The organism is [Anoxybacillus] calidus (genome assembly GCF_013760845.1).
In the GTDB taxonomy this organism is placed as follows: Bacteria; Bacillota; Bacilli; order Bacillales; family Anoxybacillaceae; genus Paranoxybacillus; species Paranoxybacillus calidus.
In genome coordinates this window covers 73,458-87,786 of the sequence record NZ_JACDUU010000002.1, presented here as the reverse complement: position 1 = coordinate 87,786, position 14,329 = coordinate 73,458, and the positions used below count along the sequence as shown (strand labels likewise).

The 14,329-nt window shown below is 38.7% G+C and carries 14 protein-coding genes; 2 read left to right on the top strand and 12 right to left on the bottom strand.

The window, feature by feature from the left end; translation table 11 throughout:
- Positions 1–64: 64 nt before the first annotated feature.
- The 10 genes from HNQ85_RS04710 to HNQ85_RS04665 all read right to left on the bottom strand — a co-directional run bounded on the left by HNQ85_RS04710 (position 65) and on the right by HNQ85_RS04665 (position 9,510).
- Positions 65–2,296 carry a penicillin-binding protein gene (locus tag HNQ85_RS04710; RefSeq protein WP_181536610.1) on the bottom strand — a complete coding sequence of 744 codons (2,232 nt, stop codon included), beginning with the start codon at positions 2,294–2,296 and terminating at the stop codon, positions 65–67.
- Between the two features lie 6 nt (positions 2,297–2,302).
- Positions 2,303–2,668 (bottom strand): cell division protein FtsL, encoded by a 366-nt coding sequence (ftsL, locus tag HNQ85_RS04705; protein WP_181536609.1) that lies wholly within the window; start codon positions 2,666–2,668, stop codon positions 2,303–2,305.
- Between the two features lie 18 nt (positions 2,669–2,686).
- Positions 2,687–3,619 carry a 16S rRNA (cytosine(1402)-N(4))-methyltransferase RsmH gene (rsmH, locus tag HNQ85_RS04700; protein ID WP_181536608.1) on the bottom strand — a complete coding sequence of 311 codons (933 nt, stop codon included), beginning with the start codon at positions 3,617–3,619 and terminating at the stop codon, positions 2,687–2,689.
- 280 nt (positions 3,620–3,899) lie between these two features.
- Positions 3,900–5,528, bottom strand: coding sequence for a bacillithiol biosynthesis cysteine-adding enzyme BshC (bshC, locus tag HNQ85_RS04695; protein ID WP_181536607.1), 1,629 nt, complete (start codon positions 5,526–5,528; stop codon positions 3,900–3,902).
- Positions 5,529–5,612: 84 nt separating this feature from the next.
- Positions 5,613–5,999, bottom strand: a complete 387-nt coding sequence (locus HNQ85_RS04690; protein ID WP_181536606.1) for a DUF3397 domain-containing protein — start codon at positions 5,997–5,999, stop codon at positions 5,613–5,615.
- The gene (locus HNQ85_RS04685; RefSeq protein WP_181536605.1) at positions 5,992–6,891 is read right to left on the bottom strand and encodes a 2-dehydropantoate 2-reductase; all 900 of its coding nucleotides are present in this window, start codon (positions 6,889–6,891) and stop codon (positions 5,992–5,994) included. The genes HNQ85_RS04690 and HNQ85_RS04685 overlap by 8 nt, the downstream gene beginning before the upstream one ends.
- Positions 6,892–7,090: 199 nt before the next feature.
- On the bottom strand, positions 7,091–7,693 hold the full coding sequence (locus HNQ85_RS04680) for an RsfA family transcriptional regulator (RefSeq protein ID WP_181536604.1): 603 nt from the start codon (positions 7,691–7,693) through the stop codon (positions 7,091–7,093).
- A gap of 58 nt (positions 7,694–7,751) precedes the next feature.
- The gene (locus HNQ85_RS04675; RefSeq protein ID WP_181536603.1) at positions 7,752–8,513 is read right to left on the bottom strand and encodes an enoyl-CoA hydratase-related protein; all 762 of its coding nucleotides are present in this window, start codon (positions 8,511–8,513) and stop codon (positions 7,752–7,754) included.
- Positions 8,514–8,755: 242 nt separating this feature from the next.
- Positions 8,756–8,929 (bottom strand): 50S ribosomal protein L32, encoded by a 174-nt coding sequence (gene rpmF / locus HNQ85_RS04670; RefSeq protein ID WP_044893869.1) that lies wholly within the window; start codon positions 8,927–8,929, stop codon positions 8,756–8,758.
- A 62-nt stretch (positions 8,930–8,991) separates the two neighbouring features.
- On the bottom strand, positions 8,992–9,510 hold the full coding sequence (locus HNQ85_RS04665) for a YceD family protein (protein ID WP_181536602.1): 519 nt from the start codon (positions 9,508–9,510) through the stop codon (positions 8,992–8,994).
- 153 nt (positions 9,511–9,663) lie between these two features.
- Here HNQ85_RS04665 and HNQ85_RS04660 point away from each other — a divergent pair, with 153 nt between their 5' ends.
- A complete protein-coding gene (locus HNQ85_RS04660) occupies positions 9,664–10,875 on the top strand; it encodes a nucleotidyltransferase (RefSeq protein ID WP_181536601.1) in 1,212 nt (403 codons plus the stop codon).
- A gap of 112 nt (positions 10,876–10,987) precedes the next feature.
- Here the strand turns inward: HNQ85_RS04660 and HNQ85_RS04655 are convergent, their stop codons facing one another.
- The gene (locus tag HNQ85_RS04655) at positions 10,988–12,001 is read right to left on the bottom strand and encodes a SepM family pheromone-processing serine protease (protein ID WP_181536600.1); all 1,014 of its coding nucleotides are present in this window, start codon (positions 11,999–12,001) and stop codon (positions 10,988–10,990) included.
- A 5-nt stretch (positions 12,002–12,006) separates the two neighbouring features.
- Entirely contained in the window at positions 12,007–12,786 is a 780-nt protein-coding gene (locus HNQ85_RS04650) for a patatin-like phospholipase family protein (RefSeq protein ID WP_181536599.1), read from the bottom strand.
- A gap of 188 nt (positions 12,787–12,974) precedes the next feature.
- On the opposite strand from HNQ85_RS04650, the gene ylbJ reads away from it, so the two are divergent.
- On the top strand, positions 12,975–14,201 hold the full coding sequence (ylbJ, locus tag HNQ85_RS04645) for a sporulation integral membrane protein YlbJ (RefSeq protein WP_181536598.1): 1,227 nt from the start codon (positions 12,975–12,977) through the stop codon (positions 14,199–14,201).
- The last annotated feature ends 128 nt before the right edge of the window (positions 14,202–14,329 follow it).

The following is a 14,329-nucleotide window of genomic DNA, read 5'->3' as shown; positions in this document are numbered from 1 at the left end:
CCTCCTTTATAGAATAGGCTCGTTCCACTATATGCTTGTACCGATTATGATAGAACGTCAATTGCTAATCAAGCGGCTTGTTCTCATCTGTTTGCTTTTTATTTTCCTCTTTTTGTTGCGCGATTTCAGCGATCCTTTTCTCAACCTGTTGTGGATTGGCTAGTTCAACAATCAAATAATCTCCTGGTTTTACGTTTGCACCTGGCGGGATATTTTGTGTGACTGCATAACCATGTCCTTTCAGGCTCGGCTGAAGCTGTAATAGTTGCGCTAATTTCATAATATCGCGCAGTGACCATCCAGTAACATCAGGCATGGTTGCTTGTTCATCTGTTTGTAAAATAATCCTCTCGCGTGCAATCACTTCTTCGCCAACGAATGGCATTTGCGCTTCAATTCGTTGTCCTTTGCCTATAAAAACAGGTGTCAATCCTTTTTCTTTCAACCGCTTAGTTGCTTCGTCAACCGTCAAACCTACATATTGATCAAGAACGATTCCTTTGTTACTTTTTAGCTTTTTTTTCGTTTCAAGAGAAGGTTGAATATTTAAATATTGTAAACTGCTTTTCATGACACTGTTAAAAATCATTGAGACAGGCGCTGCTCCCGTTTCTGTATAGGAAATCTCTGGTTGTTGCACTGCAACATACATAAGCAGACGCGGATTTTCTCTAGGTGCCATACCTAGAAAAGAGAAAATATAATTATTGTAGCCAGTTAAATATCCACCATTTGGTGAAGGAATTTGCGCCGTCCCCGTTTTTCCGGCAACACGATACCCTTCAATTTGGTATGGTCGCCCTGTTCCGTTTTCCGAAGTAACAACCGTTTCTAGAATATCCAGTACTTTTTCCGCTGTTTCTTTTGTAATTGGCTGTCCGACAACTTTAGGCTCGTTCCGCTTAACCACTTTTCCCGTGTCAGGATCGACAATACGATCAACGATATAAGGCTTCATCATTTTGCCGCCATTTGCAATGGCGGTAGCCGCCTGGATTTGCTGAATCGGAGTAACCGATGTTCCTTGTCCAAATCCAGTCGTTAATTTTTCAATCGGATATCGGTAAACAATATTACCAATTGTTTCATCCGGAAGATCAATTCCTGTCGGCTGATTAAAATGGAAACGATGTAAATATTGCAGAAGGCGATCTTCTCCTAATTTTTCTCTTACTAAAATCGAAAAAGCAACGTTAGAAGAGCGCTGGACCCCTTCATTAAAAGAAATGATACCCCATCCGACTTTATTATGATCGCGAATAATATTTGGACCGATTTTATAAGCTCCTGACTTATATAGCTCATTGCCATTATAAACCCCTTCATTAATAGCCGCAGCTAGCGTAAAAATTTTCATCGTTGACCCTGGTTCGTATGGATAGGAAATCGCATCATTCACATAATAGTGAATGTTTCGCTTGTTTGGGTCAAAGCTTGGTCTTGAACCCATCGCCAAAATTTCTCCCGTCTTTGGATTAGCCACAATAGCGATGATTTTTTTCGGCTTGTATTGTTTTTCCACTTGGTTCATAGCATCCTCAAGAAACGTTTGGATTTTTTGATCAATCGTTAAATACACATTGTTTCCGTTATCAGGCGGAACGACTGATTCTTTTGTGTCCGGAAGCTTTAAGCCTTGAGGATCACCCTTAAAGGTCACGTACCCATCTTTTTCTTTCAAGTAATCATTTAAGCTTTTTTCGAGTCCCATGGCTCCAACAGTGTGTCCGTCTTCCTCATCGCTTTTTTGGGCATAACCAATCACATGAGAAGCAAATGTCCCATTCGGATAAAACCGCTTTGTATCACGAATGAATCCGATACCCGGAAGATGCAACGCTTCAATTTTCATTTTTAATTGTTGACTAATATTTCGTCCCTTTGGACCAAACTCTACTTGTTTCGCATCTTTTTTTAAGATCCTCTCCACCTCGCTCACTTTCATTTTCAATAACGGAGCGAGTTTTTTGGCCGTCATTTCAGGATCAACGACATGCCGTGGTTTTTTAGGATCGATTGTTAACGTTTTATCAAGAACAGCCACAACGGTATACGATGGTGTATCTTCAGCAATGACTTCACCATTTCGATCAAAAATCGTACCGCGTTTTGCCTCAAGGACTCGCTGCTGTTTATACCGCTTTTCCGCCTCAACAGCCAGCACTTGGCCGTCCGCTACTCCCGTTGCCTGCAAATAGACAAACCGGGCCAACAATATAAAAAAGAGCAGACTAAACAAAATAAATAAACCAGCTGCTCCTTTATTTATATTCATATGTTTTTTATTCTGTGTCATTGCCCATCAGTCCTGTACTACTTTTACATTATTTTCGTTTAATGAAAGGCCGAGCTCTTTTGCTTTTTCTAATATACGTTCATATGTACTTAGCTCTTGTACTTGAACAGATAAATCATTATTATATTTTTTCTGTTCTTGTATCGTTGCCTCTAGCTGTTGAATTTGTTTGTTTACTTCATAAATCGCAACGTGATTGGAAATCATTCGAATGCCACAGTAAACGACAAACAGAGCAAACACGAACAAAAGTACTTTTTCCCCTAATGTAGTGCGAAATTGACGCTTGCGTTTCGGCCGCGCGTTTGGACGAGCGTGACGCTCTCGTTTTTGTACTTCTTGAGTTTTTATTTTAACAGCTGCATGATTCAAACTCTTTCCCTCCTCTAATTACAATTTTTCAGCGATACGAAGTTTTGCTGAACGAGCCCGATTGTTCATAGCAAGTTCCTCTTCTGATGGAACAATTGGTTTTTTTGTAATAATTTTTAATTTCGGCCTATATTGCTCTGGAATGATAGGCAGCCCCGGTGGAAGTTTCGGTCCTTCACTCGCTTCTTTAAACGCTACTTTGCAAATACGGTCTTCTAAAGAGTGGAATGTGATCACACTAATTCTTCCGCCCGGCTTTAATAAATCAATCGCCTGTTGAATCGCTTCTTCAAACACCTTTAACTCATCGTTAACAGCAATGCGAATCGCTTGGAAAATTCTTTTTGCCGGATGCCCGCCGCTTCTTCGTGCAGGCGCTGGTATTGCCGATTTAATCAGTTCCACTAACTCGCCAGTCGTTTCGATCGGCTTTTGCTGACGCACCGCTTCAATTTTTCGTGCCACTTGTTTCGAGAATTTTTCTTCCCCATAATGAAAGAAAATTTTCACCAATTCTTCATAAGACCAATGATTTACGACATCATACGCTGTTAATGTTTGTTCACGGTCCATGCGCATATCAAGTGGCGCATCATGATGATAACTAAACCCACGCTCCGGTGTATCCAGCTGCGGAGACGAGACACCTAAATCAAATAAAATACCATCGACTTGGCGAATCCCATGTTCCGCTAGTTTATCTGTTAAAAAGCGAAAGTTACTTTTAATAATCGTTACTTGTTTCTCGTATTTTCTAAGCTTTTCTTTCGCATGTTTAATGGCCGTTTCATCTTGGTCAAAAGCAAACAATTTCCCTTCTCCTGATAGCTTTGACAATAAATATTCACTATGACCTGCGCCACCGAGCGTACAGTCTACATATATACCATTCGGCTTTACTTGCAAACCATCGACCGTTTCCTTCAATAAGACTGTTGTATGCTCAAACACAGTCTCACCACCTTTATTTTTCTTATTGTAATAAATCATCATTAAAAATGATGATAACTCTTACATTATATCGCAAAACTACTCATATTTTTAGGTGTTTCTTGTAAAAAATCGTCTTTGTCTGTTCGAAATTGTCGCGGCATGTAAAATTTTGTCCTTCTATATTAACTTACCATACCTTTTATTACCATGCTAATTACTTATGTACTAATTCTTAACGATAAAAAAAAATCCTGCGTTAAGCAGGACTTTTTTCTTCGACGTTTTCTTTGAAAAATGGTTAAATATAAACAATTTTATGCATACCATTCCACTTATAATCAAGGAGCAATAAGCGGTCTACAAAATCCAATCCATACTTGTTCATGTAATAAAAGATATTCCAAATCCGCTCCTGCGGTGCACCATTCGGCATTAAAGCCATCTCAATACGCGCAAACTTTCGAAGTTCCGTTTCATATTTTTGCTCTAAGCGGCGATGCAATGTTTGGTGAAGAAAATCTATTTGTGCTTGAATGAAATTGGCATTTTTCGTCAACAAATCTGCTAATCCGCGATCAATCTCCATACCGATTTCTCTTAATGGCCGATGAATTTCTTCTATGTTTGCTTTTGCATTTGCAAAAAGTTCCTCAAGCGGATATTTGAACTGATTACGAAGCCAAATTTCCTTTGCTTGTTCAGTTGCTCCTTGTAAAACAGCAGAGACGGTTAACCCTACTTCTTCGATATCCGTATGAATGGAACGTTCAACAATCGTTATGTTAAGACGAGGTACAACTGGCGGCATTTTAAATTCAAACAAAGAAAACGCTTGCTTTAATTCAGCCCAATAAGCAATTTCTCCAGGTCCGGCAATAAAAGCTAATGTCGGGAACAAATATTCTTGCATTAACGGCCTTGTCACAACATTATTACTAAAGAATTGCGGTTTTGTTCCAACAAGCGAAACGAGCTCTTCATATGTGAAAGAAACTTCTCTTTTTTTGCTGTGAAACCGCTGAACTTGATCATCATACTCTAATAAAAGCCGCTCCCCATCATGATGATAAAACAAATGAACAGACTGCTCCTGAACATCAAGCATTTTTTTGTATCCCATTTTATTTAACTCTTCTTGTTGCGCTAATACATGCTTCGTAATTTCACGATGACGATTCAATAATTGCACAAAAAAATCACGCTCAATTGCTCTTAATTCTGAATCTGCCGCATTAATCACTACCAATCCTTCCGCGGCAAACAAACGCAAAATGAGCGACGCAAAAAAATCAACAAATGTTTCCGCTTCTTCTAAACTTTCTTCAATAAACGAAAGCAGTTGATTGGTTACGTCAGTTTCTCCATATGTTTGAACAATTTCTTTTACCCATTCAAAACATCGTTGTCGATCAATCGGTAAATCAGCTACCATTTGTTTTTCCGAAAATGTATAGGGGTATGTTTTCTTCTTTATTTTTTCATTTTCTACTACATATACGTGGTTCACTTCGGCAACATCATGATCTTCACCAGCAATCCAAAATACTGGCACAACTGGCACTTTTAATGCTTTTTCCTGCTGTTTAGCAAGCGTCAAAATCGAGATAATTTTATGAATCGTATAAAGCGGACCAGTCAAAAGTCCTGCCTGCTGTCCACCAATGACTACTACACTTGCTGGGTTAAGAAGTTTATGTATATTGTCTAACGTCTTCTTACTTACTGTAAATCTTTGATGGTAGTGCAGCAAATGTTCAACAAGCTTTTGCCGTGGGTATATTCTTTCTTTCAAGTCATTTAGACGCATTTTGAACACATGATCAGCATAAATATCGTAATCAAATCCCTCTTTTATAGGAAATAAACCTTCTATATAATCCGTTGCTAACGGTGTTACGGACGGTAAAGAGATTTCCATCATCTCCATTGATAAAAACTTCCTTTCTCTCTTTCATTTATTTTTTCTGCCAAGAGTATACCATTTCTTCTCGCAATATAAAAAAATATGGCATTACAAATTTTCGATCGTACGCATAACGAACCCGTAAATAAGCAAGCTAAAGTAGGCAAAAGAAAATAATAAGAAATTAAAACGCCAAAACAAACGAAACACAGGAGTGATATGCACATCTTGTTTTTTCCACCAATAACCTATCATAAATAATACTTTTAGCAAAAGCAAAAAGATTATAATCATCCATAAATATGAGGTACCCCAAATCGTCATAATCAAAAAATGCACACTCAAAATAAAAAAGATGGTTGAAACGTTCACAGCTAAGTGAAATGATTTCTTTTTTCGTTTCAAAACTTTTCTTCCAAGCATATAGACAAGTATAAAAGCCGCAATCGGCACCGTAACAAATGTCGCAAAAAGTACAGAAACGAAATCACTCATGTGAAATCCCCCTTCGTTCCATTCCCTTAATCGCATACAACAAAAACTCACATAAAGGGGTCTGGATATTCATGCTCTTTCCTCTCTGGATTATGTATCCTAAAATAGCATCAATTTCCGTTTGACGACCTTGTTCTATATCCTTTAACATCGAAGAACGATTGTTCGCTGTTTTCTCACATACATGAACAATGTTTTCCCATGCTTGCTGCTCATCGGAAAGCGATAATACATCTTTTAGTTCACTGAACAGCAATTGCATCATGATTCGATACTCGTTTACTTCGAGTAATTGTCCATTTTTTACACGCAATAACGCTGTCAAAGGATTTACGACTGCATTGATAGCCAGCTTCATCGCCAACATTTCATACCAATCTTTCTTAAACAAAAATGGGAAATGGGACGAGGATTGCTCAATAAAGCGCTGAGCTCCCCCCATTTCTCCTTTCCAGACAGCAAGACTGATTTTTCCTTCCCCTGTATGTTCGACTGTGCGGTCGTCATGTTTTAACGCTCCATGCTCTACAACCCCAAGCACAATATTTCGATTATTGAATTGGCTTAAAAGCTGCAAATGCCCCATTCCGTTTTGCAAAAATATTATAGTCGGAACGTTTTGCAGCCTATTCACCGATGAAGCTAATTTAGGCAAATCATATTGCTTGACAGTAACGAACACGACATCGTCATTCATCTCACTTTGTTCGATATGTTTCGCCTTAATGAAAAACGTTTCTTCCTTACGATCCTTCATTAATCGCAAACCATTTTTATTTAGTAAAGCCGCTTGCGATTGTCTTCTCGTATATAGCGTTATATCATACATACGATGTAAATAGGCAGCCATTAACAAACCAACTGCCCCGCCGCCAACAATCCCCACTTTCACGTCTACTTTTTCCTCTCTTTCTATCCATCAACTTTTTATAATTATTGTAACAAATCAAAACGGTTTACGTTAACTAACAAACCTAACAAAAATGAGGCTGTCCCATAAAACCGTGATTCCCTCAAACTATCGGCATTTTCATTCCTTTGCCATAGAGATTGTAGTAGAGGGGGCTTTTTGAGACAGCCTATGAAGCTTCTTATTTTTCAATTTTCTCAAGATTCCCGTTTCGTTCCATTTGAAATTTTACCTTTTTCGCTTGCTCATCTTCTTCAAAAACTACCATTTTTCTCGCGCGTTCCATAATACCAATCAATGCTTTATAATCTTCTTGAACCATCTTTAACTCTTTTTCCAGCCACTCTTTTTCTACTTGCAATCTTGTTATTGTTTGTTGCAATTGTTCCATATCTTTTTTTAAAGCACGATTTTCATCAATCGCATGTTGAAAATCATTTACCGATTGGCGATATCGTTGCAAGAAAACAATCACTTCGTCCAAAGTAAGCTCTTTCGCTGCTGCTATCTCCGCTGTTGCTGTGTCCTTTCGCTCCATATGAACAGCTGCTTCTTTTTTCTTTTCTTTCCGCTGTTTTTTCGCTAGTTCAATGGCATCTTTATACTGCTTTCTTACATACGAATTCCACCGAAAACCACAAGCTGCTGCCGTTCGAGAGAGACGCCTCCCGACGTCTTCAAACGCTTGAAGCTGTGTCCCACCTTCACGAATATAACGTAATACTACTTCGGCTAACAATAAATCTTCATCTTGTGTCCATGCATCTTGGCGTAAACTTGTCATCTTTCATCCTCCTAGTCGCTTTTTTCACTATATGTATGCGACTAATAGGAAAGATAGACTATTTATTTAAAAATGCACGCACTGCTTCATCATGCTCAGGGGATTCCCATAATATGGAACACCGTTCAATTTCAGCAAAAAATCTCGCGCGAAATGCTTCATTCTTCCATTTCGCAACCGCTGCTGTTTTATATGCCCGCAAAACTTGTACAGATTTAGATAAATATGGCGAAAGAAGCTTTTTACATTCTTCTCTCAACCCTTCTTCTGGCAAAAGAGAATGAATCCAACCGTATTCATACATTTTCTCCGCACTAGTCGGTTCTGCCTCCAACAACATACGAAGCGCATGATCATAAGAAATTTTTTCAAATAACATCGTACTTCCGCCCCAGCCTGTTGTAATCGCCAACTTTCCTTGAATAAATCCAACTTTGCTGCTTCTTTTTGCATAGCGGAAATCACAAGCGGTTGCCAACTCGCATCCGCCGCCAATTACCGTTCCATTAATCAACGCAACCGTCGGCTTTGAAACGGTTAAAAGCGAATAGAGAATATTCCCCATTTTTCCAAGCATCGAATACGCTTCTTCTTTCGTCTGCAAACGATGAAAGCTACTTAAATCTCCGCCCGAACAAAATGCTTTCTCTCCCGCTCCGGTAATAACCAACACTTTCACATCATCGTTCTGTTCAACCATTTGAATCGTTTCTTGTAAATAATCCATCACTTCATAGTTAATGGCATTTCTCTTCTCTTGTCGATTAATCGTAAACCAAACGATGCCGTCCTTATCTTGTTCTAACAAAACATCCGCCACATCTTCCCCTCCTCTCTTTCACTTTTTAATAATTTAACGAGAATCTCCTATTTTCCTGCCACTTTTCATCGAAAGCAAAACCGTATTTTCTCAAAAAACAAGAGGCTGACCCTAAAACAAAGTATCAGACCCACAACCATCATATATAGTACATAGCATTAGATGAGAACACTATATATGATGGATTCCTCGTGAGATCAGACACTTTGAGGTCAGCCCCTTGTAACTTCATCTGTTAACAATTATTTGTTAACAACTTCTTTTCCTTTGTAAGTTCCGCAAGCTTTGCATACACGGTGAGCAAGTTTCATTTCACCGCAATTTGGGCATTCTACCATACCAGGTACTTGTAATTTGAAATGCGTACGACGCATTCTTTTCTTTGTTTTAGATGTTCTTCTAAAAGGTACAGCCATTATTCCCACCTCCTTAAAAGGATTTACAAATATGTGAAGGCCGGATAATGCCGGTTCTTCGCTCACTCTTCCTCTTTCTTTTCAAAAAACTTCGCTAAGCCTGCTAGCCGAGGATCAATTTTATTTTTCAACTGTTCTTCAGTAATCACTTCCCAATCTTTTCCCGACTGCGGCGCAGCTTCTTCAACATTTTCTTCTTCTGAAAAAATTTGCAGCGGAATTTCAAGGAGTATCAATTCTTTCACAATCGGCAATAAATCAACCGTCTCTCCTTGAACAACATGCATATCTTCATCAGTTGTATAATCATAATCATTTAATAAAAACGTCTCGATTGTATCAATTTCAAATGGATAAGAGACGTCAACTAACGTTCGGGAACAAGGCAATACCATTGTCCCTTTAATGGTCAAGTGAAACGTAAACTTTGTTGAACTCAAGTCAGCGCGCCCTTGAATATGTACAGGGGAAATATCGCGAATTGACTTGTCAACTTGTTTTAAATCAGAAACATCAATGGTTTCATCAATTGTTAATCCTTTATTTTGTAACTGATGAAGCTTATGAATGGTCCATTTCACTAAAATCACCTCAAGGCAACAAAGAAAATTATACGTTTCGTTTTCTCGTTTGTCAATATTTTTTCTTTACACTATAATTGTAGTCAGCTTATATACAATTTATCACGTTTTTGACAAAACTCCAAATTTAATATGAGGAAGGACGGAAATGGCATGAAAGCGGTTGGGATTGTCGTTGAATATAATCCGTTTCACAACGGTCATTTATATCATTTACATGAAACGAAACGGCAAACTGGTGCAGATTGCGTTATCGCTGTGATGAGCGGAAACTTTTTACAGCGCGGCGAGCCAGCCATCGTCTCAAAATGGGCACGAACCCGCATGGCTCTAGCTGCTGGAGTAGATATTATCGTTGAATTACCTTATATGTTCGCCGTGCAAGCTGCCAAAGAATTTGCAGCCGGAGCAGTTTCCTTGCTTGCTGCTTTGCATTGTGATTGTATTTGCTTCGGCAGTGAAAGCGGTGACATTCATCATTTCACTGAAGCGGTAAAAGCTTTAGCAAAACAAGAAGACAAATATAATACATATTTGAAAAAAGCGTTACAGACAGGAGTCAGCTATCCAAAAGCTAGTGCTCTTGCTTTCCAACAACTGCAAATTGAAAATCTCGATTTAACGAAACCAAACAATATTCTCGGTTTTTATTATGTAAAATCCATTATGGAAGAGCATAAGCAAATAACCCCGCATACGATTAAACGAATTGCCGCCGGCTATCATGATCAGACCATTTCCGATCAGTCCATTGCCAGTGCAACAAGCTTGCGAAACGCACTTAATTATTCCATTGAACATCTTGAAAAAATCGCTCCTTACATTCCAGAATCGACGAAAAATATGTTATATGAGTACTATTCTACTTATCGTTTATTTCATCAATGGAACGACTATTTTTCGCTATTAAAATATCGCATTCTTACAATGGATATAAACGAAATGAGAGAAATCGCTGATATGGACGAAGGATTGGAGTATCGTTTTAAAAATGCTGCCATAGAAGCAAAAAACTTTGTGGAACTAATCGATATGGTGAAAACGAAACGCTACACTTGGACAAGATTACAGCGTACATGTACACACATTTTAACTAATTTTACGAAACAGCAAAAAGAATCTAATAAAAAAGCAACCTATATTAGGCTGCTTGGCATGAGCGAAACAGGTCGATCCTATTTGAAGGCAGTAAAAAAGCAACTATCACTTCCGATCATTTCAAAAGTTTCGCTTCTTGAAGACTATCCCATTTACAAACAAGAAAAGAAAGCGGCTTTTGCCTATATATCCGTACTCCCAGAGCCTTTACGTACAAAGGCATGTAAAGAAGAATACACCACTCCTCCAATCGGAACGTGGGGCTGACCCATCCGTGTCTGCCCTCACGTACATTTCACAATATATATCGTTCATTTATCCACTGATGTGTCCGATATATGGTGTTGCGGAATCTGACACTTCGCTTTTTGGTCACCCCTTATTTTAATGTTTGCAAATAGCGAAGAGCATCATCAAATGTATCGATCGGAACGATTTTCATCTTTGTGCCGATATCTTTTGCCGTTTTTAAAGCCTCTTGGTAATTTGAATCTTCAGCTCCTTTTTCATTCGGAGCAAAAAAGATATCGGCTCCCGCTTTGTCTGCAGCAATAATTTTTTGTGAAATGCCACCGATTGGTCCGACTTCCCCTTTTTCATTAATTGTCCCTGTTCCTGCAATGGTATATCCTTTTGTAATATCTTCTTCAACGAGCTGATCATAAATTTCTAAAGAAAACATAAGCCCTGCTGAAGGTCCACCAATTTCTTCCGATTTGATTTCAACAGAAGGGTTAGTCACAATTTCGCTGTCGGTAACAAGGGAAATACCGATACCGACCCGCTTCGGATTTTCAGGAAATGGTTTAAGAGCAAGTTGAACGGTTTTCTTTTTCCCTTTTCTCTCAAATGTAATCTTCACCGTTTCTCCTTTCGCTTTTTGACCGACATACTCAATAAATTGCTCCGCAGATTGAAGCTTTTTCTCATCGACTGCAACAATTCGATCTCCTGGTCGTAAATATTGACTTGCCGGCATATCAGGAAGAACTCGGATTACATAAACACCAAGAAATTTATATGTAATTGGTTTTCCGGCCTTTTCGTAAGCAACGGCAATCGCTGTTTGTTTCGAATTTTCCATCATGTGCAGCTGCCGCAACGTGTATTCTTCGTCACTTTCTCCTTGTTGTTTAATCGCCTCTACTGGATAAAGATCATAATATTTACGAACTTTTGCTAAAGCATAAGAGATGACATTCGCCCTTCCCATTCTTATCGTTGTTAACATAAAATCTCCATCATCTTGATCTCCACCTTTCACATGAACAAGTGGATCTAGTTTTTGCGCCGTTCCCGGCATAGTGACATAATAAGGCAATTTTATAAATGTAAGTAACACGGCCATAATGGCACCTATAGAAAATGCGACTAAGTATATTCTTTTTTTCATTTATGTTATGACTCCTTCCATTTCTCGATCGCTTCATGAATTTTTGTTAATTGTTTTCGTGTCTCTTCCTCCCCGATAGTGATAATTTCTTCTATATGCGTAAATGCTCGTGAACTAAACTGCTCGACACGAGGTCGAATCATCACATCCGAAGCAACCTCTCGATGACGTACGAGCTCATCTTGTAAAATATCAATACTTTGTAAAATAACATCGAAAATCGAAGAAATTTCTTCATTCACTTTTACATGAGAAACATCGACAGCAATCACAATATCCGCTCCCATCTCCCTTGCAACAGAAACAGGAATACGGTCAATAACCCCACCATCTACAAGTAAACGGCCATCAATCTGTTCTGGTACAAAAATTCCCGGAATAGAAATGCTAGCCCTTACAGCATCCGCAATCAATCCTGTTCGAAACACGACTTTTTCACACTTTTGCAAGTCTGTTGCAACGATACCAATCGGAATATGTAAATCTTCAATTCGCTTTCCTTTTGTCAATAAGCGAACAAACTCTTTTATACGTCTTCCTGAAATAAGCCCCATTTTCGGCACTGTTAAGTCAATATAATCATTTCTCTTAAACGCTTTCGCAAGTTTATATAAACGCTCAATTCCCAAGCCGCTTGCATACAGCGAAGCCACTAACGCTCCCATGCTGCTTCCTGCGATTAAGTCAATCGGAATATTTTCTTCTTCGAGCACTTTAATGACTCCTAAATGCGCAAAGCCTCTCGCTCCCCCAGATCCTAACGCCAACCCAATTTTCGGCCGCATTGTTTTCCTCCTTAACTATTTTCTCACTATTTAGGGAGATTCGTCTCGAAAAAATCCTTTTTAATCTTATGGTCTAAAATAACTGTCTATACTCGTATATTAAACTATATGAAGTGGGACAACGTCATTTTTGCCTGCATTAAAAAGCAATCATTAATAAACGATTCTTTACGGGAGGCAATCCTTTTATGAAAGAAAAAATAAAAACGATTTTTCTAGCTTTATCTGTTACATTATTTGCTGTCTCGCTTATTTGCTATCCGAAACAATCTTTTGAAGCGTCCATCAGCGGGTTAAATATGTGGTGGAAAGTAGTTTTCCCTTCTCTATTACCCTTTTTTATTGTTTCTGAACTGCTCATTCATTTCGGTGTCGTCAATTTAATTGGTGTATTACTTGAACCACTTATGCGCCCATTATTTAAAGTTCCGGGAGTAGGCGGCTTTGTCTGGGCAATGGGAATGGCCTCAGGGTATCCTGCTGGAGCGAAATTAACCGCCAGGCTCCGCCAAGAAAAACAAATTTCCGCCATTGAGGCGGAACGGCTCGTCTCATTTACAAATTCTTCTAACCCGCTATTTATTTTCGGAGCGGTTTCTGTCGGCTTTTTTCACAATCCGCAAATAGGCGTTGTGCTTGCATTATCGCACTATATCGGAAATATTTGTGTTGGTCTGCTCATGCGTTTTCATGGCAAAACAAATCCATCATCTACACATTATGATTATAAGCAAAAAGTGTCTATACGAAAAGCGTTCCGTGTCCTGCATCAAACAAGACTAAGAAATGAACAAGCTATCGGAAAAATGCTAGGTGACGCAGTACGCTCCTCCATTCAGACACTGTTAATGATTGGTGGCTTCATCATTCTTTTCTCTGTGTTAAATAAACTTCTTTACATGATTCACATAACAGATCAAATCTCTAATATTTTTCAATATATATTAAGCATATTCGCTTTGCCGAAAGAGCTTAGCATCCCTTTTATTTCCGGATTGTTTGAAATTACTCTAGGCAGCCAGATGACAAGTCAGACCGATAGTGCAAACCTGTTACAAAAAACAATCATCACAAGCTTTATTCTCGCATTCAGCGGCTTTTCCGTTCAAGCGCAAGTCGCAAGTATTCTCGCCGAAACAGATATTCGGTTTCAGCCATTTTTCATCGCACGAATTTTTCACGGTATTTTCGCAGCCGTTTTTACATATGTATTTTGGAAACCGTTTTATGAAGACTTTCAATCACACCAAGAACATTCAAATATCATTCCGGTCTTTTTAACAAAACATTCCCCTGAGTGGCTCTCAAATTATTGGCAGTTTCTCATTGAATATGGACCAATGATTACGCTGCTTTCACTCGCTTTCTATGTGCTGTTGCTTGCATTAGATTTGCGAAAAGAAATGACGCCATAAGGTTTTCTTACATATATGATAAAAGGCCGCCCAAAAAGAAAAGTGTCAGACCCCACAACACAATATATAGGACATCGCATTGGATCAATGAACGATATATTGTGAAATATACGTGGGGCCAGACACTT